General features: G+C 69.4%; 15 protein-coding genes. 5 read left to right on the top strand and 10 right to left on the bottom strand.

The window, feature by feature from the left end; all coding sequences use genetic code 11:
- Positions 1-75: 75 nt before the first annotated feature.
- The 7 genes from NM961_RS11120 to fusA form a co-directional block, all read right to left on the bottom strand.
- The gene (locus NM961_RS11120) at positions 76-618 is read right to left on the bottom strand and encodes a hypothetical protein (protein WP_255914383.1); all 543 of its coding nucleotides are present in this window, start codon (positions 616-618) and stop codon (positions 76-78) included.
- A 1-nt stretch (position 619) separates the two neighbouring features.
- Complete coding sequence (locus NM961_RS24160; protein ID WP_255914382.1) at positions 620-4,360, bottom strand: translocation/assembly module TamB domain-containing protein; 3,741 nt, start codon at positions 4,358-4,360, stop codon at positions 620-622.
- The gene (locus tag NM961_RS11110) at positions 4,357-6,144 is read right to left on the bottom strand and encodes an autotransporter assembly complex protein TamA (protein WP_255914381.1); all 1,788 of its coding nucleotides are present in this window, start codon (positions 6,142-6,144) and stop codon (positions 4,357-4,359) included. The genes NM961_RS24160 and NM961_RS11110 overlap by 4 nt, the downstream gene beginning before the upstream one ends.
- Positions 6,145-6,265: 121 nt before the next feature.
- Positions 6,266-6,814, bottom strand: a complete 549-nt coding sequence (locus NM961_RS11105) for a GNAT family N-acetyltransferase (RefSeq protein ID WP_255914379.1) — start codon at positions 6,812-6,814, stop codon at positions 6,266-6,268.
- 7 nt (positions 6,815-6,821) lie between these two features.
- The gene (locus NM961_RS11100) at positions 6,822-6,971 is read right to left on the bottom strand and encodes a DUF3096 domain-containing protein (protein WP_255914377.1); all 150 of its coding nucleotides are present in this window, start codon (positions 6,969-6,971) and stop codon (positions 6,822-6,824) included.
- A gap of 417 nt (positions 6,972-7,388) precedes the next feature.
- Positions 7,389-7,928, bottom strand: a complete 540-nt coding sequence (locus NM961_RS11095; RefSeq protein WP_255914376.1) for a PepSY-associated TM helix domain-containing protein — start codon at positions 7,926-7,928, stop codon at positions 7,389-7,391.
- A gap of 360 nt (positions 7,929-8,288) precedes the next feature.
- Complete coding sequence (gene fusA / locus NM961_RS11090) at positions 8,289-10,331, bottom strand: elongation factor G (RefSeq protein WP_255914375.1); 2,043 nt, start codon at positions 10,329-10,331, stop codon at positions 8,289-8,291.
- Between the two features lie 292 nt (positions 10,332-10,623).
- Between fusA and NM961_RS11085 the strand changes: the two genes are divergently transcribed.
- Complete coding sequence (locus NM961_RS11085) at positions 10,624-11,907, top strand: alkaline phosphatase PhoX (protein WP_255914374.1); 1,284 nt, start codon at positions 10,624-10,626, stop codon at positions 11,905-11,907.
- A 97-nt stretch (positions 11,908-12,004) separates the two neighbouring features.
- On the opposite strand, the gene NM961_RS11080 is transcribed toward NM961_RS11085, so the two are convergent.
- Both NM961_RS11080 and NM961_RS11075 read right to left on the bottom strand, forming a co-directional pair.
- Positions 12,005-13,564, bottom strand: coding sequence for a hypothetical protein (locus tag NM961_RS11080; RefSeq protein ID WP_255914373.1), 1,560 nt, complete (start codon positions 13,562-13,564; stop codon positions 12,005-12,007).
- Between the two features lie 242 nt (positions 13,565-13,806).
- Positions 13,807-16,467, bottom strand: a complete 2,661-nt coding sequence (locus NM961_RS11075) for a winged helix-turn-helix domain-containing protein (protein WP_255914372.1) — start codon at positions 16,465-16,467, stop codon at positions 13,807-13,809.
- A gap of 114 nt (positions 16,468-16,581) precedes the next feature.
- Here NM961_RS11075 and NM961_RS11070 point away from each other — a divergent pair, with 114 nt between their 5' ends.
- The 3 genes from NM961_RS11070 to NM961_RS11060 all read left to right on the top strand — a co-directional run bounded on the left by NM961_RS11070 (position 16,582) and on the right by NM961_RS11060 (position 18,998).
- Complete coding sequence (locus NM961_RS11070) at positions 16,582-17,325, top strand: alpha/beta fold hydrolase (protein ID WP_255914371.1); 744 nt, start codon at positions 16,582-16,584, stop codon at positions 17,323-17,325.
- Between the two features lie 92 nt (positions 17,326-17,417).
- The gene (locus NM961_RS11065; protein WP_255914370.1) at positions 17,418-17,996 is read left to right on the top strand and encodes a glycine zipper 2TM domain-containing protein; all 579 of its coding nucleotides are present in this window, start codon (positions 17,418-17,420) and stop codon (positions 17,994-17,996) included.
- Positions 17,997-18,317: 321 nt separating this feature from the next.
- Entirely contained in the window at positions 18,318-18,998 is a 681-nt protein-coding gene (locus NM961_RS11060) for a hypothetical protein (RefSeq protein WP_255914369.1), read from the top strand.
- Positions 18,999-19,085: 87 nt separating this feature from the next.
- Here NM961_RS11060 and NM961_RS11055 read toward each other — a convergent pair whose 3' ends face one another.
- Complete coding sequence (locus NM961_RS11055) at positions 19,086-20,468, bottom strand: L-serine ammonia-lyase (RefSeq protein ID WP_255914368.1); 1,383 nt, start codon at positions 20,466-20,468, stop codon at positions 19,086-19,088.
- A 68-nt stretch (positions 20,469-20,536) separates the two neighbouring features.
- On the opposite strand from NM961_RS11055, the gene NM961_RS11050 reads away from it, so the two are divergent.
- The gene (locus tag NM961_RS11050; protein WP_255914405.1) at positions 20,537-20,770 is read left to right on the top strand and encodes a glutaredoxin family protein; all 234 of its coding nucleotides are present in this window, start codon (positions 20,537-20,539) and stop codon (positions 20,768-20,770) included.
- The last annotated feature ends 99 nt before the right edge of the window (positions 20,771-20,869 follow it).

Below are 20,869 nucleotides of genomic sequence, written 5' to 3'. Positions count from 1 at the left end.
TGCGCGGCGAATGGCTGCTTGCGGTGGGCTGCTCCGCCCATCTGCATCGATTGCGCTACTGCCGGATGCCGGCGTTCACGCCGCCGGCCTGCCCAGCTCCTGCCATTGCCGGAACGCCAGCAGCAGCCGCGATCCGTCGGGATCGTCGCAGTTGCCTTTGTGTTTGATCTGCCAGCTTGCCGCGAGCGAGGCAACTTTTTCCACCAAGGAAAAAAGTCCCATTATCGCCGTATCGGTCCAGTCTGCGCCCCGGCGGTAATTGACGGAGATCAATTCCGGCGCGTCGAGATAGACGCCCAGCCCGGGCAGCGCCGCACCGTTGGGCGCGTGCAGGGCGTCGTAGCTGACGTGGAACGGGTCGGCGTCGCCAGTCAGCAGCAGCGCGGCGGGGTTCTCGCCGTGGTGGATGTCGAAATCGCGGCCGCGGGCCTGGCACCAGATATGGCCGAGTATGCCGGTTGCCGGCACGGCGCAGGACTGGATCAGCGCATAGGCTTCGGCGGCGAGGGCTTCGCCGCCGAAGTCGATGAAGATATCCGGCAGCGAACCGTCGTCGCCGTGCATCAGCTCGCGCAGGCTGTGCAGGAATGGCAGTTCGGCCGGCGGGTTCGGCACCATGCTATTTTTCCAGCCGGTAATTCAGACCGGCACGGTTCTCCGTCGTCGCGTTCTGCGCCTCCAGCTCCCACATGCGCGAGAGCTTGTAGCGCAGGGTGATGACTTCGCCCGGGGTGAAGATGCCTACGCCGTAGCTCAGATAGAGCTTGGGCGAAAGGTATTTGCCCACGGTCAGCGCGGCGCCGCCGAGGGCGGCGTTGTCGCTGACTGCGGCGTCCACGCCCAGGCGCGCGCCTATGCTCTTGGCGAGCAGGTCGCCGGTGGCCGAGCCCAGCGCCTGGGCGGCGGCGCCGACCAGATCGCCTTCGCCGCTTTTCAGCGCCGACAGCGGACGGCCGGTGATGAGATAGGACAGCGCTTCGGACTGTTCCATGGCCGGTTCGGAATACACCGTCAGGACCGGTACCTGGGCCGTGCCCTGTACGCGCAGGCCGGCGGTGACGTCCTTGAGTTCGCGCACGGCGCGCATGTCCAGGCCGGGGTTGTCGATGGCGGTGCCGGCGAACAGCAAGCGGCCGGTCTGGATCTTGAGATCCTGGCCGTAGGCCTTGTAGGTGCCGCCGACGCGGATCTCGCCGCGGCCCACGGTCTGGCGGCCGGGGCGCTCGACCACGACCAGCTGGCCGTCGAGCTTGCCGTCCAGGCCGAAGCCCTTGAGCTTGACCGCATCGCCCAGGCGCAGGGTGACATCGGCGGTGACCGGCAACGGTTCCTTGCTGTCGACCTTGTCCGCATCGACGACGACCACATCGGGCGAGGTCTTGGCCGCGCCGCCGCCGGGCAGCTTGGTCAGGTCCACGTCGGCTTCGGGCACGACCACTTCGCCGCTGGCCTGCAGGCCGGCGGCGCTGCGCTGCACGCGCAGCCGGGGCGCGATCACCACGTGCGCGGCGGGAATGTCGGCGGCGAGGAAATCCTTGCCTTCGATGCTGATGTCCAGCGGCGCATCGGCGGCGGTGCCGGCGGTGCCCTTGAGATCGATGCGGCCCTTGCCGGAGGCCAGGCCGCCGTTCACCACGATGCGGCCCTGGCTGTCGAGATTCACCGTGATCCGGCCGTCGGCCAGTTTCAGGCCGGCCGCGGGGACTTCCGCGGCGAAGCCGGCCAGCTCGATGTTGCCGCTGAGCGCGGGTGCGGCCACGGTGCCGGCGAAGTCGATGCGGCCGTCCAGGTGGCCCTTGGCGGCGGCGACTTCGGTGGTGAACAGTTCCACAAAGGAAATGCTGCCCAGGGCGAGCTGCACCTGGCCGCTGAGCGCCTGCTCGGCACCGCTGACGGCGACATTGCCGTCGATGCGGCCGCCGTCGGACAGCTGCGCCTGGATGAGCACCTGCTGCGACTGCGGCGACAGGGTCGCGCTCACGGCGAGGTTGGTGTAGTCCAGCAGCGGCCTTTCCGACGTATCCGGATAGGCGATGCGGCCGTTGGCCGAGGCCAGCCGCGCCGCGCCGCTGAGCGCGCCCTGGGGCGTGCGCGCGACATTGCCTTCGCCGTTGATCTCGCCGTCGAGTTTGAAGGTGGCATCCGGCGCGCCGATGGCCGCGAGCATGGCCAGCGGCAGCTTTTCCACCCGGTAGGTGCCCTGCACGCCGCCGTCGGCGGCCTGGCTGCCGGCCAGGCAGATGCGCGCGCTCTGCGCGACCAGGCAGAGATCATTGAGCTTGGCCGCGCCCTGCTGCCAGGACAGCGCGGCGGGCTGGTCGAGGTTCCACTCGGGCTGGTCCTTCAGCGCGAGCTTGAGCTGGTTCAGCGTGCCGGCCCAGTTCTCGCCGTTCAGTGCGCCGCGCAGCTGCAACTGGGTGGACAGCGCAGCGCCGCCGGCGTTGAACACCAGCTCGTGCGATTGCCGGTCGCCCTTGCCGTCCAGGCTGACGCGGTCGAAATGCTGGCCACCCGCATCGACGCCGGTGGCCAGCAGTTCCAGCGAACCGCGCGGCGCGCTGGTGTCGGTCACGTCCAGATTGAGTTCCAGCGAGCTGGCGCGGTTGCCCTGCAGCGCCAGCGCCTGGCCGTCCATGCGGCCGTTCACCGCCAGCGCCGGCCATTGGCCCTTGAGCTTGAACTGGCCGCGCAGGCGGCCCTGGGCTCCGGGCAGGAAATCGCCCAGCGAGGCCAGGGTGAAGCCGATCTGCGCATCGGTAGCGCCCTTGCCGCCGCGGCCCTGCACCGCCAGCGTGCTTTCGCCCGAGGCCAGCGCCAGGGTGCCGTCGATGACCAGTTCCGGCGCGATGGTGAGATCGGCCGTACCGCTGACCGGGCGCTGGCGCAGGGTGCCGTCCAGTTTTTCCATTTTCAGCGTCGTGGTGACGCCCTTGTCGTCGCTGGCGCCGACGCTGGCCAGGGTGAAGTTCAGCGCGCCGGGCCATTCGGCGACGAAAGCGCCGGGATCGAGGCGGTCGGCGACGGCGCGCAGGCTCCAGCCCAGCGCGGGCTTGAGCGTGACATCGCCCTGCAGCACCAGCGAGCCGGCCGGCTTGCCGTTGCGCTGCTGCAGCAGCTGGATCTGCTCCAGGCGGATCTTGTCGGCATTGCCGTCCAACTGCAGGTTCATGTCCACCGGCTGGCCGGGCGGGCCCAGCTGCAGCTTGCCGTCGAGGCCGAACTGCTGCGCATTGCCGTTGAACACCACGTCGCCGCGGCTGTGCAGTTCCTGCCCGGTCAGTCCCGCCGGCAGTTTCACGTCCTGCCAGCTCAGTTCCAGTTTCGCCGCGGCGGCGGCATCGCCCAGCGGCACTTCGCCCTTGAGCGCGAGCAGGCCGGGAATGTTGGGCGAGGTCAGCGCCACGTTCTGCAGCAGCAGGCGCTGCGGCTCCAGCTTGAACTGGGCCGGGGAAATGACGACGCGGTAGTCGTCGATGTCGATGGGGCCGCTGAAACTGCCGCCTTCGCGGCTTATCGTGCCGGCCAGGCTGAAGCCCAGCGACTTCAGCGTACTGTCCTTGAGCACGGCCTTGGGGTCGAAGCGCTCGGCGTTGAGGGTGACGGCGTAGGTGCGCTGGTCCAGCGGCTGGCTGGAGGCTTCGCTCGCCGCCACCGTCGCGGCCAGCGCGACCGGCTGCTGCAACTGCACCTGTACCTGGGGCTGGCGGCCGTCGTTGCTGGCGCTGAGCGTGCCGGCGTAGTCGGTGCCGTCCACCTGCCAGCGGAAGCGCCCGCTGCTGCTGCCGCGGTAGTCGCTGAAGGAGTCGAGGCGGGCGTCGAGATCGACTTCGCCCTGCCTGGCACGCAGGGCCAGTTTCTCCACCGCCAGGCCGCGGCTGGTCCAGCGCGCGACGGCGGCGAAGCTGTCGGCCTCGAACACGGGTTGGGCATCGTGCGTGAGCTGTATGCGCTCCAGCGCGACGCGGTCGACCAGGATATCCAGCGGCGGCTGCAGCGACAGCGGTTCGTCCGACGGCGGCGCGGGCGGCTGGGTGGTGGTGGCGATGCGGATATCCGAAGCCGCGATGTTTTCCACATGGGCAACGTTGCGCAGCAGCGCCAGCGGCGCGATATCGACTTCGAGGCGGCCGATCTGCGCGTCCACGCCGGCGTCGCGCCAGCGCACGTCGGTCAGCACCAGCGGGCCGGCCAGGCGGCCCTGGCTGGCGCCGATGGCGAGCTTGCCTTCGGTCGCGCCCAGGGCGCGGGCGATGGCGAAACGCGCGCCGGACTCGGTGCGCAGCAGCCAGAACAGGCCGACGCAGGCGACCAGCAGCACCAGGGCGAACAGGCCGCCCAGCCATTTCAGCGCGCGCTTCACAGGTCAGGCCCTATCACGAGGTGGATCTGCACGCCGTCCTTGGGCTCGCGCAGCGGCACGCCCAGGTCCAGCCGCAGCATGCCCACCGGCGAGCGCCAGCGCAGGCCCAGGCCGGTGCCGATCTTGGGTTCGTACTTGGTGCCGGAGAAGGCGTCGCCGGCGTCGACGAAGGTGGCTATGCCCCATTTGCTGCGGAAGTAGTACTCGTATTCGGCGCTGGCGGTGAGCAGGTGCTTGCCGCCGATCACGACCGGTTTCTTGGCCGGATCCACGATCAGTTCCGGGCCTATGGTCTGGTAGACATAGCCGCGGATGGAGCGGTCGCCGCCGGCGAAGAAGCGCAGGTCCGGCGGCAGCTGGTCGAACTTGTCCACCCAGCTGGTGCCGACGCTGCCGCGCAGGATCAGGCGCTGGCGCGGCTTGAACGCGCGTATCCATTTCACGTCGCCGCGCAATTGCACGAAGTTGGTGTCCGACAGCACGCCCTCGGCGGCGGCGCGGGCGAGCAGGCTGACCGAGTAGCCGCGGCGCACGAACAGCGGATCGTCGGCGCGCTTGCGGGTCAGGTCCAGCTGCGGATAGAGGATGGTGGAATTGCCGCGGAAGGCGACTTCCTTGCGGTTGCCGATCTCGAAATCGCCGGTCTGCAGGTGGATGCCGGCATTGCGGGTGAAGCCGCGCCACTGGCGCGTCTCGCTGGCAACCAGGGTGGTGGTCCTGGAGCGGGTGGTTTCGGTGTCCTCGTCGCGGAAGTTGACGCCGAAATTGAAGCTGCGGTTGTCCGGGCCGGGCAGCGGGATCTGGTACAGCGCGGTGGCCGAGGTCAGGCGCTGGGCCAGGATCAGTTCGCTCTTGAGCTTGTGCCCGCGCCGGTTCATCCAGCGCCGTTCCAACCCGCCGCGTACGCCGAAGCCGGTATCGGTGCCGACGAAGATGCCGCCGGTGTAGATGCTGCGCTTGGCCGGGGCCAGGTTGACCCGGATCGGCACCACGCCGTCGGCGGCGTTCTCGATATCCGGGTTGACGTCGACGATGGCGAAGTAATCGGCCTCGTTGAGGCGCTGCTGCAGTCCCAGCAATTGTTCCTGTGTATAGAAATCGCCGCGCTGCCAGGGCAGGTAGCGCTGCAGGAATTCGGTGGGGAACTGGGCGCCTTCGAACACGGTTTCGCCGATGCGGTAGCGCTGGCCGGGCTCCCAGGCCAGCTTGACCGCGGCCTTGTGGGTGGAGCGGCTCAGTTCCACGCGGTGCTCGACCAGCTTCGCGTCGAGGAAGCCGTCGGCGAACAGGGCGGCCTGGATCACCGCCTTGCCGCGCTCGTAGGCGGCGTGGTTCATGGGCTGGCCGACCTTGGGCTCGAACGCGCGCAGGGCCTGGCGCACGCTCTTGAGTTCGCGTGCCTCGCCCTGGAGCTTGAGTTCCAGCGTGGCGACCGTGACCGGCTCGCCCGGCGTGACGTTCAGCGTGGCCTGCCAGCCCTGCGGAGTTTCCTTGAGGTCGCCGCTGACGGTTGCGTCGTAGTAGCCGTAGGGCTCCAGCGCCGCGGCGATCTGCGCCGGCGCGCGCTCGTACAGGCGGCGCGCCTGGGCGGCGCTGACGTCGCGGCCGGCGTACTGGTTGAGATCCAGGCCGGCCAGCGCGGCCAGCTTGAGATCGCCTTCGATGCCGCCGACCGTGGTGGTGATCGTGGCGGCCTGTGCGCTGCCGAGCAGGAGCAGGCCCAGGGCCAGCACTCGGGCGATGCAGCGGGCAGGCGGCGTAGGCAGGGTGTCCTTTTCAGGCATGCGACCGATCCGTGCGAACAAGACCGATCTTATAGCAGGGTGGACCCGGCCGCCGCATTACGCGGCTTGCCGGGTGGTGACAATGTTCACTGTCGCGGGCCGCGGCAGGCGCCTGCCGTGCTCAGGCGGCGGGGCGCTGCAGCGCGTACAGATCGGCCTCGGCGCCGACGCGCGCCAGGTGCAGGCGGCGCTCGTAGCGCAGACCCAGCTTGCGCAGCACCTGGGCAGACGCGGCATTGCCCGGCAGCACCAGGCCAATGATGCGCGCCAGCTCCAGCGTCTCGAAGCCATGCCGCAGCACCGCCGCGCCGGCCTCGCTGGCATAGCCGCGGCCCCAGCAGTCGGGCAGGAAACGGTAGCCGATATCGGTTTCGCCGAGTTCGTCCACGTACTTGAGCCCGCACCAGCCGACCAGGCGCCCGTCGCTCTTGTCGATCACGGCCAGGCGGCCGTAGCCGTGGCTGGCGTATTCGGCGTGCAGGCGCTCGCGCAGGCGCTGGCGAACCTGTTCCAGATCCGTCAGCGGGTGCTCGTGCACCTGGGCCAGGATGCGCGGCTCGCTGACCAGGGGCAGGTAGGCCGGCGCATCGTCCACCGTCAGCGGCCGCAGCAGCAGGCGCGGCGTCTCCAGGCTGTCGACTTCTCCGGGCGTGCTCAGCAGCGCGTACACCGGCTGCTCAGAAACTGGCCAGGCGCGGGAACAGGCCGATCAGGCCAACAAAGATCAGATAAAAGGCGACGATGTAGTTGAGCAACTTGGGCCGCAGCAGGATCAGGATGCCGGCGATCAGGGCAACCAGCGGGGCCAGGGCGAAGTGAAGGGTCATCGCGTACTCCTTTGCGCTCAGCGTTGGGCGGCCGGAGTTTAGCGGACGCGCGGGTGAGGGAAGGGTGTTCGCGGCGGCGCAGCCATGGTGGTGCTGGCGCAGTTGTCGCTGTCGCGATGCCGGCAGCCGTTGCTGCAGTACTGGCGCGGGTGCCGCGAATCTGCGGGAAGCTCCCTCTCCCCCGAGCGCGAACGCACTTGGGGGAAGAGGGCCGGGGTGAGGGGGCAGCGATCAGCGCGCCTCGCCGCTGGATCGTCGCCGGATGTTCAACCCGGCTGCACCGCCGCCGCACGACCTGCCTGCGCCCGCCGCCGGGAACCAGCAGCAACGTTCCGCCCCGACGGCGTCCGCCAGCGGCCGGATTGAATCAATCCACGGAATTTCAAAACAACTAGTCCCGCCCGTGTCACTCCAGTGCTAGCCCTGTGCGGCCAACGCCTCCCGCGCCAGCCGCCGCCGGCGCCGGGCCTTCATCACGTAAGGCTCCGCGAACAGCCAGAGGCCGCTGAGCGTAGCCAGGAACAGCCCCAGGGCGCTGCTGGCGAACCAGCCGAACTTGACCCCGTCGCCAAACCAGGAGCCGTCGTGCAGGGCCTCGATGGTGTCCGAGCGGCGCGGTGCGACCTGCAGCACCTTGCCGCTGACCGGATCGAACTGGGCTTCCTGGCCGTTCTTCGCAATCAGCTTGATCAGACCCTTGGATGGACGCAGCTCCAGCCTCTCCACATCGGCCCAGCTGCGCACCTCCAGCGCCGGCTGCGCCTGTGCAGCCCGCAGCAGCAGCGGCCACTCCGCCAGCGGCAGGGCCAGTTCGCGGCGCTGCTCCGGCGGCTGCACCCAGGGCAGGGACTTCTTGAACTGCAGCAGCAGGCCGGTAATCGAGATCAGGGCCATGGGCAGGGCCAGCCACAAGGACAGCCAGTAATGAATCTTGCGGTTGATATAGCCGGCGCGCACGGACCTGTTCCCCTGAGAACGAAGGTCCAACTATGGCATGGGGTGTCGGCGGGGTTCCTCGGTCCAAAGTATGGACTGGTGTGGGTCTGTTGGCTGATTTCCCGGCCGCCGGCCCCGTCGCGCGCGTCCGCAAAAATCATCCGATTTGCGTTGTGCCGTGTATGACGCCTGATTCGCGGCACGGAAATCGCGATCGCGTTGACAGCTGTATCGAGCGGGCTGAATGAAGCTGCGGATTCGTACGAAATATGGAACGCTCGCCTTGCAACGTCCAGCGAACTTGCCGGTGTAGAGCGGGCGATGCGTTCCGTATGCCAGCGCCGGTGCAGCCCTGGTCAGGGCCGCACCGGAAGCCCGGATTCAATCCTCTTCATGCCGCGGCTTGTACGATTCCACCAGCTGCTTCTGTATCTGCGCCGGCACCGCCTCGTAATGGCTGAATTCGATCGCATAGCGGCCGCGGCCGCCGGTCATGGATTTGAGTTCGGTCTGGTAGTCGGTGACTTCAGCCAGGGGCACCTGGGCCTTGATGATGATTTCGCCGCCGCGGGCGGAGTCGGTGCCGTTGATGCGGGCGCGCTTGCCGGCAAGGCCGCCGGTGACGTCGCCCATGTGGTTGTCGGGCACGAACACTTCGAGATTGACCACCGGTTCGAGCAGGGTGGGCCTGGCCTTGGCCACGGCGTCGAGGAAGGCTTTCTTGCCGGCGGCGATGAAGGCGACTTCCTTGGAATCCACCGGATGGTATTTGCCGTCGTACACGGTGACGCGCACGTCCTGCATCTGGTAGCCGGCGATGGCGCCGTGGTCCAGCACCTGGCGCACGCCTTTTTCCACCGCGGGCAGGAACTGGCCGGGGATGGTGCCGCCCTTGACCGCGTCCACGAACTCAAAGCCGGCGCCGCGCTCCAGCGGTTCCACGCGCAGGAACACTTCGCCGAACTGGCCGGCGCCGCCGGTCTGTTTCTTGTGGCGGTGATGGCCTTCCGCGTGCGCGCCTATGGTCTCGCGGTAGGCGATGCGCGGCGGGCGCGATTTGACCTCCACGCCGTAGCGTTCCTTCATGCGCTCCAGCATCAGCTTGAGGTGCAGATCGGACAGGCCGCGCACCACGGTCTCGTTGAGTTCCTTGTTGTGTTCCACGCGGAAACACGGGTCTTCCTCGCCCAGCTTGGCCAGGGCGGTGGCCAGCTTCTGCTCCTGGCCCTTGTGCGCCGGCTCCACCGCAAGGCCGAACATGGGCACGGGGAAGTCCAGCGGTTTCAGGTGAATCTGGTCCTCGTCGTGGGAATCGTGCAGCACGGCGTCGAAATGGATCTCGTCGATCTTGGCCACGGCGGCGATGTCGCCGGGTATGGCCTGGTCGATCTCGACGTGGTCCTTGCCCTTGAGCTTGAACAGGTGGCCGACCTTGAACGGCTTCTTGCCGTCGTCGATGAACAGCTGGGTGTCTTTCTTCACCGTGCCCTGGTAGACGCGGAAGACGCTGAGCTTGCCCACGAACGGGTCGTTGACGATCTTCCACACGTCGGCGATCACGTGCGCGGCCGGGTCGGGCACGGCTTCGATGGGCGCGGCTTCGGCGCCGCTGCCCTTGATGAAGGGCGGCGGATTGCCTTCGCGCGGGTTCGGCGCCAGGCGTTCGACCAGCTCCAGCAATTCCTTCACTCCGGCGCCGGTGCGCGCGGAGACGAAGCAGATCGGCACCAGATGGCCCTCGCGCAGGCATTGCTCGAAGGCATCGTGCAGTTCCTGGCCGGACAGGCCCTGCTCGCCTTCGTCCAGGTAATGTCCCATCACGGTCTCGTTGATCTCGACCACCTGGTCGATGATGCGCTGGTGGGCGGCCTGGACCGTATCGAAATCGGCCACGCCCTCGGGCTTGAAGAAACAGTCCACCACGGCCTTGCCGCCCTGGGAGGGCAGGTTGATCGGCAGGCATTCGGGACCGAAGGTTTCGCGCAGCTGGTCGACCAGCGCGCGGCAATTGCCGCCGTCGATCTTGTTGACGATCAGCAGCCGGCACAGGTTGCGCGCCCTGGCGTATTCCATGAGCCGGTGCGTGGAGTATTCGATGCCATTGTGCGCATTGACCACAATGGCGCAGGTCTCCACCGCGGCCAGGGCCGACAGGGTGGGACCGCGGAATTCGGGGTGTCCGGGCGTATCGATGAGGTTGATATGACATTCGCCGCGGTCGATCGAGGCGACGGCGTCGGCGATGGAGTGCTGGCGTTCCTTCTCCATCGGATCGAAGTCGGACACGGTGGAGCCGCGCTCCACGCTGCCCTGGGTCTGGATCACGCCGCCGGCCTGCAGCAGCGCTTCAAACAGCGTTGTCTTGCCCGCGCTCGCGTGGCCCACGAGCGCGATATTTCGGATGCCATCGGTGGTGTAGGACATGACGTAACCCTCCCAGCGGAACGTGGATGCAGGGCCGTCATGGTCGTCCGCGTAAGGCGCGTTGCCCCGGCGGGCACGGCGGGGCGGGCGGTCATGGCGGGTACGCGGCCGCGACGGGCGTCCGCGCCGGCATAGCCTTGCCCCTAGTCATGCAAGCGTCAAGTTGCGATGCGGTAGAGCGGGCCGGCCTGGCGCGGCCGGCGTCGCGGTTTCATGATGCTTTCATCCGCCTGCAAAATCCGTTTCATCCGGACTGACCACCCTTGCGCCTCTTTTACCTGGAGCGATCGGGATGGCACGCGATATCAAGATGGACCGGCGCGGCTTTCTGCTGCGCGCACTGGCGACCGCGGGCATGCTCAGCATCGGCCCGCGCGCCTTCGCCAGCGTCAACGAGGCGACGCGCGCGGTGCACGGCTGGGACAAGCTGCGCAGCCTCAATCCGCAGCTGATCGACAGCCTGCGCGCGGGGCTGGAGCCGCCGGACGCCAATGGCATCTGCCTGCCGGCGGGCTTCAGCTCGCGCGTGGTCGCGCGCACCGGCGAGGCGCCGGTCAGCGGCGGCAGCTATCTGTGGCACCGCGCGCCGGACGGCGGCGCGACCTATGCCACCGGCGATGGCGGCTGGATCTACGTGAGCAATTCCGAAGTCGGTTCCGGCCAGGGGGGCTGCGGCGCGCTGCGCTTCAATGCTTCCGGCGACGTGGTCGATGCCTATTCCATTCTCAGCGGCACCAGCAGCAACTGCGCCGGCGGCGCGACGCCGTGGAATACCTGGATTTCCTGCGAGGAAACCGATTCCGGCCATTCCTGGGAATGCGATCCCTTCGGCCAGCAACCGGCGGTCAGGCGCAGCGCGCTGGGCACGTTCAAGCACGAGGCCGTCGCGGTCGATCCGCAAGCGCGCCGTGTCTACCTGACCGAGGACCAGTCCAGCGGCCGCTTCTACCGCTTCACGCCGACGGCGTATCCGGATTTCAGCGCCGGCCTGCTCGAAGTGGCCGAGGCTGTCGGCGCCGACGAGAGCGTGCCGCGTCCGGTGACCTGGCATGTGGTGCCCAATCCGAATCCCAATCTTGCCGCCGGCGAAACCGCGACCCGCCTGCAGGTGCCGCAGAGCACCGTGTTCAAGGGCGGCGAGGGCATCTATTTCCACAACGGGCTGGTGTTCTTCACCACCAAGGGTGACAACCGCGTCTATGCCTACGACACGCGCAGCGGCCTGATCGAGATTTTCTACGACGACGCCTGGTTCGCCCAGCCGGAACTCACCGGCGTGGACAACGTGGTGGTCGACGCCAAGGGTTTCGTCTACGTGGCCGAGGACGGCGGCAATCTGCAGATCGTGCTGCTGGGCCCGGAAGGCCAGGTGCTGCCGCTGTTGCAGGTGATGGGCCAGGATGCTTCGGAAATCGCCGGGCCGGCTTTCAGTCCGGACGGCACGCGCCTGTATTTCAGTTCCCAGCGCGGTACCACGGGCTCGTCCAGCGGCGGCATCACCTACGAGATCCGCGGACCGTTCTTCGGCACCGACCTGCTGCTGCAGACCGGCTTCGAGCCGCGCCTGGGCGGCTGAGCAAGCGGCCCGCCGCCGCAGGTTTTGCGGCGGCGGCAACAATAAAACCAGGCCTGCCGCGCGGCAGGCCTGGTGATTGCGCGTCAGCGCGGCGGGTTTACTCGAAGCGGCCGCAGAAGATCGAGCACTCGTCCTCGATGGTGATGGATTCAATCTGGATCATCATGGAGCGCTCGCCGCCCTGGCCGTCGAACACGAACCAGGACGCCTTCTCGAAATGCTCCGGGCCGAAGGTGCGGTTGATGCCGTTGAGTTCGGCCGAGTCGAACAGGTCGCCGCCCGGGTTGAACATCTCGAACTCCATCGCCGTGCCCGGCGTAGCCAGCGGCGTCTCGAACAGATGAATGCCGTCGGAGCGCGGATAGTCGTTGGCGATGCGGCTGAGCGGGCCGGCCGGGGTCTCGATGAGGGTGTCGCTGGCGGCGCCGGCCTGCAGGCGGAAGCTGGCAATGTCGATGGGATAGGCCATGTGCGAGCCGGGATCGATCTCCAGGCCGTCGGGCGTCATGCGGTAGCTCATGACCACCGGCGTTTCCAGCGCGATGCCGGCGAAGGGGCCGTTGGCGATGTCGTTCCAGACGACCTTGCCGCGCGCTTCGAGAATGGCGTCCTGGGCCGGCACGCGGGAGAGTTCGACCACGAACGAATTGATGGCGTTGTTCGGATCCAGGCCCCAGCCGCCGAGGACGCGGCCATCGCCGGAAACCGCAGTCACGCTGTTGAGCCGCCAGCCGGCCGGCACGGTGATGTCGCGCGCGGCGAGGAAGTCGGCCAGCTTGACCATGCCGCTTTCCGGCGTCCATACCACGGCGTGGCGGTCCCAGCCGGCGCCGCTGGCGCCGCCGATGAGGTTGCCGTCGTCGCTGGTGCCGAAGGCGTAGGCGCGGTCGAAGAAGCTGCCGCTGCCGATCATGCCGATGGGCTGCACGCCGGTGGCAGCGGTCCAGCGCCAGGCTTCCTTGCCGTCCACGCCGGCGCCTTCGCCGACGATGACGCTGCCGTCGCGGTTGACGGCCAGGGCTTCACCGACCTGCAGGCCCTTGGCGTCAAGGAATTCGCTGATCGCGCCGTCGACCCATTTCACGCCGCGGCGATAGCCGACGTCGGTGTCGTTCCAGCCGATCACCACATGGCCGTCGCGGCTGATTGCGTTGGCGCGCGCGGCTTCCTGGTCCAGCCGCGGCAGCTCGGTCATGCCGGTGACGGCCTGCCAGTGGAAGGCCACGGGGTCGCCGGCGGCGTTGTAGGCCAGGCCGACCACGCTGCCGTCGTCGGCGCTGTCGTAGCCGGCGCTGAGCATGCCGTCCATGGGCTGGGCGCCGGGCAGGGCGCCGACCAGGATGGGATCGAAGAACTGGGCATTGCTGTAGGCCACGGCCGCGACCAGGTTCTGGTTGGCGTCCGCGGCCTGGCCGACGACGGGCTGGCCCCAGCTGTTCATGCCGTTGATGCTGCTGTAGCCGGCGATCTGGCTGGCGCCGTTGGCGCGGGTCCAGCGGAAGGCGCCTTCGCCCATGTAGCTGCCGGTGCCGATGCGGCCGTGTTCGGACAGGCTGACCAACTGGCTGTTGGGCTGGTCCAGGGAGATGAACGTACCTGCCGCGGAAGCTCCGGACAGACCCAGGCCGATCAGGCCGGCGATAACGGAAACACGCATGACTGGAACCCTCGACGAAACGGGAAGAAGGTCCGCCGGGCGGTGGCGTTGAGGGGAGGCGGGGAGGCGCACCGGCCGGCGGACCGCTGCAGTATTGGCAGTGCAGGCGGGGCTGCTTTCGCGCTCCATGCGGCGGGCTTTCGTTTTCCCTTACTTTTCCATCAACGGATTGAACTTGAAGGAATTATTCCGGTCGCGGCGTGGCGGCAGGCTGTGACGGCGGTCACGTTCGCCGGGCGGCTTCAGCGGATCCGCGGCGGCTGTGGCGGCTGGCTCAGCACCGGTGCGATCGGCCGTTCCCCGGCCAGGCCGCGGGCCTTGCCCAGGGCCTGCTGCCAGGCCGGCAGGTCGCCCTGGGCCCAGTAGGCCCAGACCTGCAGCAGGGCGCAGCCAAAATCGGCATCGGCCCAGCGCGCCACCCGCGCCACCACCGGCGCGGCGGCCTGGGCGTCGCCGGATTCGAGCAGGGCGCCGGCATAGCTCTGCACTACCAGAGCCAGGTCGACCGCGATGCCGCTGCGCTCGGCCTGGCTGAGCAGGCCGGCGTAGCGCTGCCGTGCCGGCTCGCGCCGGCCCTGGGCCCAGTCCAGCTCGGCCGCGGCCAGGTCGGCGTACAGCGGCGCGGCGGTCTCGCCGGACTGGCCGGCCTGGGCGCTGAACTGCGGCAGCAGGGCCAGGGCCTCGTCCGTGCGCTCCAGTGCGCGCAGGGCGCGCAGGCGCAGCAGCCAGAGCTGGGCACGCTCGCGGCCGTACTGCTCCAGCGGCAGGCCCTCCAGCCCGGCGGTGGCCAGGCGCAGGGCCTGGGCGGCGTCGCCGTCGGCCAGGGCCAGCCGCGCCAGCACGGCGTCGGCGCGGGCCTGGGTATCGTTTTCCTGCGGCAGTTCCAGTTCCGGGCGCAGGCCGGCGAGCAGGGCGCGGGCTTCCTGCAGGCGGCCGCACTGGGCCAGCACGTCGGCACGTACCACCGCCATCTGGTGGCGCAGGCGCGGGCTGGCGCTGCGCGAGGCCAGGCTCCACAGCTCGTCGGCGGTCTGGCTGGCGCCGGCGATGTCGAGCATCTCGGCCTGGGCGCGGGCCAGGCCGATCAGGGTGGTGAGCTGTTCGTTGACCGCACCGAAAGCAGCGAAGCGCGCGGCGGCGCGGCGCAGGCCGGCGACGGCCTCGGCGTAGCGCGCGCGTTCCACGTCGAGGATGCCCAGGTTGGCATCGACCCGGGCCACGGCCAGCGCGTCGCCGCCCTGTTCCAGCGCGACCCGGGCCAGGGCGAAGGTGGCCAGGGCATCGTCGAACTGGCGCTGGGCCGCCTGGGTGATGGCCAGGCCGGTATAGGCCTGGCCCAGGGCGCGCTTGTCCTGGCCGGGACGCAGCAGTTCGGCCGCCTCGGCGTGGTAGCGCGCGGCGACGCCCATGCGGTTGCGGCGGATCTCGGCCGAGCCCAGGGCGTTGAGCACACGGCCGCGCAGTACCGCGTCGCGGGCCGGATCCAGCCGCGGCAGCAGGCCGAGCAGGCGCTGTTCCAGGGTTTCGTAATCGCCGGCGCGGAAGTCGATCTGGGCGCGGCGGTAGATCAGCTCGGCATCGTCCGGCGCGGCGGCGACAGCGTCGATCTCGCGCCGGGCCAAGTCCAGGTCATCGGCCAGCATGGCGGCTTCGGCACGCTGCAGGTGTTCCGCGCGCTCGCCGCCGGCCTCGCCGGCAACGGCGGGGCCGGCCAGTTCGGCCAGGGCCAGGCGGGCGGCGTCGAGCACCGCCTCGGCGCTGGCCTCGCCGCGGCGGGTGCGGCCGTCGGCGGCGTAGGCCTCGATGCGCACGTTCCAGCCGGTGCCTTCGCGCCGGGCCTGGCTGGCCAGTACCAGCGGCGCGCCGGTGGCGCGGGCCGCGGCCAGGTCGGCAGCGAGGTGGCGCGGCGCCGGATTGCGTGCGAGCAGGACCAGGGTGGTATCGCTGGGCAGTGTGGCCTGGCCGGCGGCGCGCAGCTGGGAGGCGAGGAAATCCATGCCGCCCAGCCGCACCCAGGACCATTCGGCGCCCTCGTTCACTTCCACCGGCAGGACGATGGCGGCGCTGGCGATGGGGCTGGCGGAGTCGGGGCTGCCGGTCGCACCGCCGGCTGGCATGTCGCCTGCGGTGGCGCGGTCTTCGACGGCGGGCGGCGGCGTGGTCGATCGCCACCAGGCCAGGGCGGCCAGCACGGCCGCCGCCGCGAGGACCAGCCAGGTGAGGCGGCGGGGCTTCGCTGCGGTCGGAATGGCGCCGGGCGGTGTCGCGGTGATTGCGGCTTCTGCCGCGGCCGATGGCGGCGTCGGGTTGGATGGCGTGGCAGCTGCGGACTCGAAGGCCGAGGCGCTGCCGGGGCCGGGCGCGTCGTCATGACGGTTCGCTGCGCTGCGCGCGATGGCCGTAGCGGCTGGCGCAGCGGGCGATGCAGTGGACGGAACGGCGCGCGAAATGGCATCCGCACTGCCGTATGCCGCGCCGGCGGCGGTTGCCGACGATACGGGTACGGACGAAGCGGACGGCGCTGCGGCTGTCGGTGACGGCGCGGAGGGCGCCATTGTCGAGGCCGTCTGCGCTGCAGTCGCTGTAATCGTCTCCGTCGGCAGCACCCAGCGATAGCCGAAGCGCGGCACCGTGCGCACGGCGTGCTGCTCGTTGCCGGTGTCGCCGACGGCGCGGCGCACGCGCAGAATGGTCTGGGCCAGCAAGGTGTCGGATACCTCGGCCTTGCCCCAGACCGCGGCGATCAGCTCGTCGCGGCCGACCGCGCGGTCGCGTCGTTCAACCAGATAGGCCAGGCAGTCGAAGGCGCGCGGCGGCAGCGCCACAAGCCCGCCGCCGCGGTGCAGTTCGCGGGTGGCCGGGTCCAGGCGATAGTCGGCGAAGCGGTAAACAGGGGCTGGCATCCGCCGCAGCGTAGCCTGCCGCGCCGGGCGCGCGCCATGACCCGCACGCCCGCGGCCCGGGATTGCGCGCCGCCGGCGCGCCCTGGCCTGGTCTGCCGCGGCGATAATCGGCGCATGAACCCACAGCGGACTCTGGCCGGCCTGCGCGCCCTGGCCGTGCATGGTGCCGGCGGCGGCGGCTGGGAATGGCTGATCTGGCAGCGTCTGTGGCAGGCCCTGGGCGCGCGCCTGGAAACGCCGGACCTGCAACCGGCCCGCGCCGGCCTGGCCGCGACGGCCCTGGCCGACTACTGCGCCCAGATCGAATGCCAGGCGCAGCAGGCCGCGGCGCCGGTGCTGCTGGGCGCCAGCCTCGGCGGGCTGATCGCGTTGGAAGTGGCCAGTCGTGTGGCCGCGCCGGCCCTGGTGCTGGTCAATCCCCTGCCGCCGGCAGGCGTGCAGCCGCGGCCGCGGTTGCGCCGATACCGCGGCGATATCGTGCCCTGGGGCCGCCAGGCCAGCCTGGAAGGAACTCGCCGCGCGCTGCCGGACGGGGACGACGCCGCAGCCCTCTACGCGCTGCGGCGTTGGCGCGACGAATCGGTGCAGGTGCTCGTGGAGGCCGAACAGCATGCATGCGCCGCGCCGGCCTGTCCCGTGCTGGTGATCGCCGGCGCCGGGGACGGCGACATCGCTCCGGCGGCAAGCCAGGCCCTGGCCCGGCGACTGGATGCGGAATTCATGCTGGTCGGGGACTGCAGCCATATAGGCCCGCTGCTGGGCCGCCGCGCCGCGGCGATCGCCGCCGCGGCCGCCCGCTGGCTTGCGCGGCAATCGTTGCAGGGCGGACACAAGTCCCCCCACAAACTGAATGAATGAAGTCTAAATATATGAATTAACTGGAAATTCAGTCCGCCGCCCCTACCTTGGGAAGCGTCCACACGGGCATGGTGCCCGGAGCAGGAGGCGATATGAAGAAGGTTACTTTCATCACTTTGGCCCTGGCGGCCGGCGTGGCGCTTTCGACTCCGACGGCGTTTGCGCGCCGCGACGACTATGGCCGCTATGAAGTGCGTTACGACTGGGCCACCGTCATCGATGTCGATCCCATCGTCGAGCGCACCCGCCGTCCGGTGACCCGCGACGTCTGCTATGACCAGCCGGTCGACCGCTACGAGCCGGGCTATACCGCCCGCCGCGACCATACCGGTTCCACCCTGCTGGGTGCGGTGATCGGCGGCGCCCTGGGCAACCAGGTCGGCAAGGGCGACGGCCGCAAGGCCGCCACCATCGCCGGTGCGGTGATCGGCGGCGCGGTCGGCAACAATGCCTCGCACCGCCGCGGCGACTACTACGAGACCAGCGGCGGCTATGTGCGCGACTACGAGACCCGCTGCCGTCAGGAAACCGCCTGGCGCGGCGGCCGCGATGTGGTCGGCTACGAGGTCACCTATCGTTATCGCGGCGATATTTTCCACACCACGATGGACCATCACCCGGGCAACCGCCTGCGCGTCCGGGTCGACCGCGGCGTGACGCCGGCGGAATAAACGGGCTCAGGCAGAACCTTGCCGCGGCGGCTTGAAAAGCACCGCCCCCGCCCGACGTAAGAGCACAGGCACAGCGGCATCGGGACGATGCCGTATCGGGACTGACGGGCACCTTCGGGTGCCCGTTTTTTTGCGTGAACGGAACGCATCGGCAGCGTGGCGGACCCGGCCGTGCTAAGCCTTTTTTAATCTCCGCGTACAACCGCATGGCTACACTGCGCGCCCTGCCAGACGCCAGACCGCATGAGCGCCGATCCGCAGCATCCCGGGCACCGACCGCCAGCGCCGACCGTTGACCCCGCCCGGGTTGCGGCGCGGGTGTTGCCGCTGCGCCGTGAGCTGCTGCACGAGCTGCGCTGGCGTCCGCCCGACATCAACTGGCGCCGCGTGGTCATCGCCCTCGCCGCCGCGCTGCTGGCGCATCTGATCCTGATTCTGCTGGTGCGCGATGCAATGAAGCTGAAGCCTTTCGTCGAGGACCGCCGCGGCGTGATCCGGGTCACCCTGATCGAACGCGCGCCGCCGCCGGAAATCGCGGCGCCTGCGCCGCTGGAACTGCCGCCGCTGGCAGTTCCAGCGCCCCAGGGCGGCAGCGCGCGCAATGCGCCCGCCCCCGTGCGGCGCGAGCGCGGCCAGCGCCAGGTTCCCGCCGCCGCGGCGGCGGAGCAGGGCGCCGACGCGGTCATCGCCACGCCGTCGCTGCCCAGCCTGTACAACCCCGACGGCAGCCTGCGCACCGGCGCGGCCGCAGCGCCGGCCGTACAGGCGCGCACGCCGCTGGAAAAGGACAAGGCTGTCGCCGCGGAGATGAGCAGCCGCGGCCACAACGTGATCCGCTGCAAGCGCACGCGCTTCGCCAATGCCTATTCGCCGGACGAAAGCGTGGGCGACAAGGCGGCGCGCAAATACCTCGGCTGGATAGGCCTGTACAACCCGGCCCGGGCCAAGCGCAGCGCAGAGCTGGCGATGGAAGCGCGCGAGAACTGCGATTCGGAAGAATGATCCGCGGCGGTCGCGGCAGGCAGGCGACAGCCGGCCTTCTCCATCAGCCTGGCGACGCCAGCGGCGCCGCGAAGCCGCCCATCCGCCTCAGCATTCGATGACGTTCACCGCCAGCCCGCCGCGGCTGGTTTCCTTGTACTTGTCCTGCATGTCCTTGCCGGTATCGCGCATGGTCTTGATGACCTTGTCCAGCGAGACGCGGTGCTTGCCGTCGCCGCGCAGGGCCATGCGCGAGGCGTTGATCGCCTTGACCGCGCCCATGGCGTTGCGCTCGATGCAGGGAATCTGCACCAGGCCGCCGATGGGGTCGCAGGTCAGGCCGAGGTTGTGTTCCATGCCGATCTCGGCCGCGTTCTCCACCTGGTAGATGGTGCCGCCCAGCGCCGCGGTCAGGCCGCCGGCGGCCATGGAGCAGGCTACGCCGACTTCGCCCTGGCAGCCGACCTCGGCGCCGGAGATCGAGGCGTTCTCCTTGTACAGGATGCCGATGGCGCCGGCGGTGAGCAGGAAGTCGAGGATGCGGTCCTCGTTCGCGCCGGGGCAGAAGCGGTCGAAGTAATGCAGCACCGCCGGCACGATGCCGGCCGCGCCGTTGGTCGGCGCGGTGACGACGCGGCCGCCGGCGGCGTTTTCCTCGTTCACCGCCAGGGCGTAGAGATTGACCCAGTCCAGGATGGTGAGCGGATCCTTCAGCGCGGCCTCGGGCCGGGCCAGCAGTTCGGCCTGCATGGCCGGTGCGCGCCGGGCCACCTTCAGTCCGCCCGGCAGCACGCCGGCCTGGCGCGTGCCGCGCGCGACGCAGGCCTGCATGGCGCGCCAGATGGCGAGCAGGCCGCTGCGGATTTCCGTCTCACTGCGCCAGCACAGTTCATTGGCCAGCATCACGTCGGCGATGCTCTTGCCGGCTTCCTCGCAGCGCTGCAGCAGTTCGTCGCCGCTGTGGAAGGGATAGGGCAGCGGCGTGGTGTCGGGCACGATGCGGTCTTCGGCCGCCTCGTCGTGGTTGACCACGAAGCCGCCGCCGACGGAGTAGTAGTCGCGCGTGGCCAGCACTTCGTCGGCCGCGCCGTAGGCGGTGAAGCGCATGCCGTTGGAGTGGTAGGGCAGCTTCTGCCGCTTGTTGAAGACCAGGTCGCGCTTTTCGTCGAAGTCGATCTCGTGGCGGCCGAGCAGGCGTATGCGCTTGTCGGCGCGGATGCGCTCCAGCGTGCTTTCGATGATGTCCGGATCGATGCGGTCGGGCCATTCGCCCTCGAAGCCGCACAGCACTGCCTTGTCGGTGCCGTGGCCGCGGCCGGTATGGGCGAGCGAGCCGAACAGCTCGCCGCGCACGCGCACCACACGTTCGAGCAGGCCGCGTTCCTCCAGCCAGTGGCTGACGAAGCGCGCCGCCGCACGCATCGGCCCCACCGTGTGCGAGGAAGACGGGCCTATGCCGATCTTGAAGATGTCGAACACGCTGACGGCCATGAAACGATTCCGGCGATGGCGGGGAGCCGATTATTCTACGCGCCCCCGGACCCTGCGGCCTCATGACAATGCGACTTGTACTGTTCCAGCGCGATGAATGCCATTTATGCGATCTCGCCCTGGAGGTGCTGGCGCAGGCGCGCGCGCCGGAGTTCTCCAGCGTGTGGATAGATCACGACAACACGCTGGAAGCGCTCTACGGCGAGCGCGTGCCGGTACTGCGCGACGACGACAGCCGGCGCGAACTGGACTGGCCCTTCGACGCGGCAAAGGTCGCGGCCTGGCTGGCGCAGGCCAACTAACGTTCGTTTGATTTTCGGCCGGCCGCGGCTGCCAGCACTTCCACGCTCACCTCCAGCGCCGCCGCTTCCGCGCGCAGGCGCGGCAGCGCCCGGGCCGCG

It is taken from the genome of Tahibacter harae, from assembly GCF_024437735.1.
Classification (GTDB): Bacteria; Pseudomonadota; Gammaproteobacteria; order Xanthomonadales; family Rhodanobacteraceae; genus Tahibacter; species Tahibacter harae.
The sequence above is the reverse complement of the archived record's forward strand: the minus strand, read 5'-3'. Positions and strand labels throughout refer to the sequence as shown.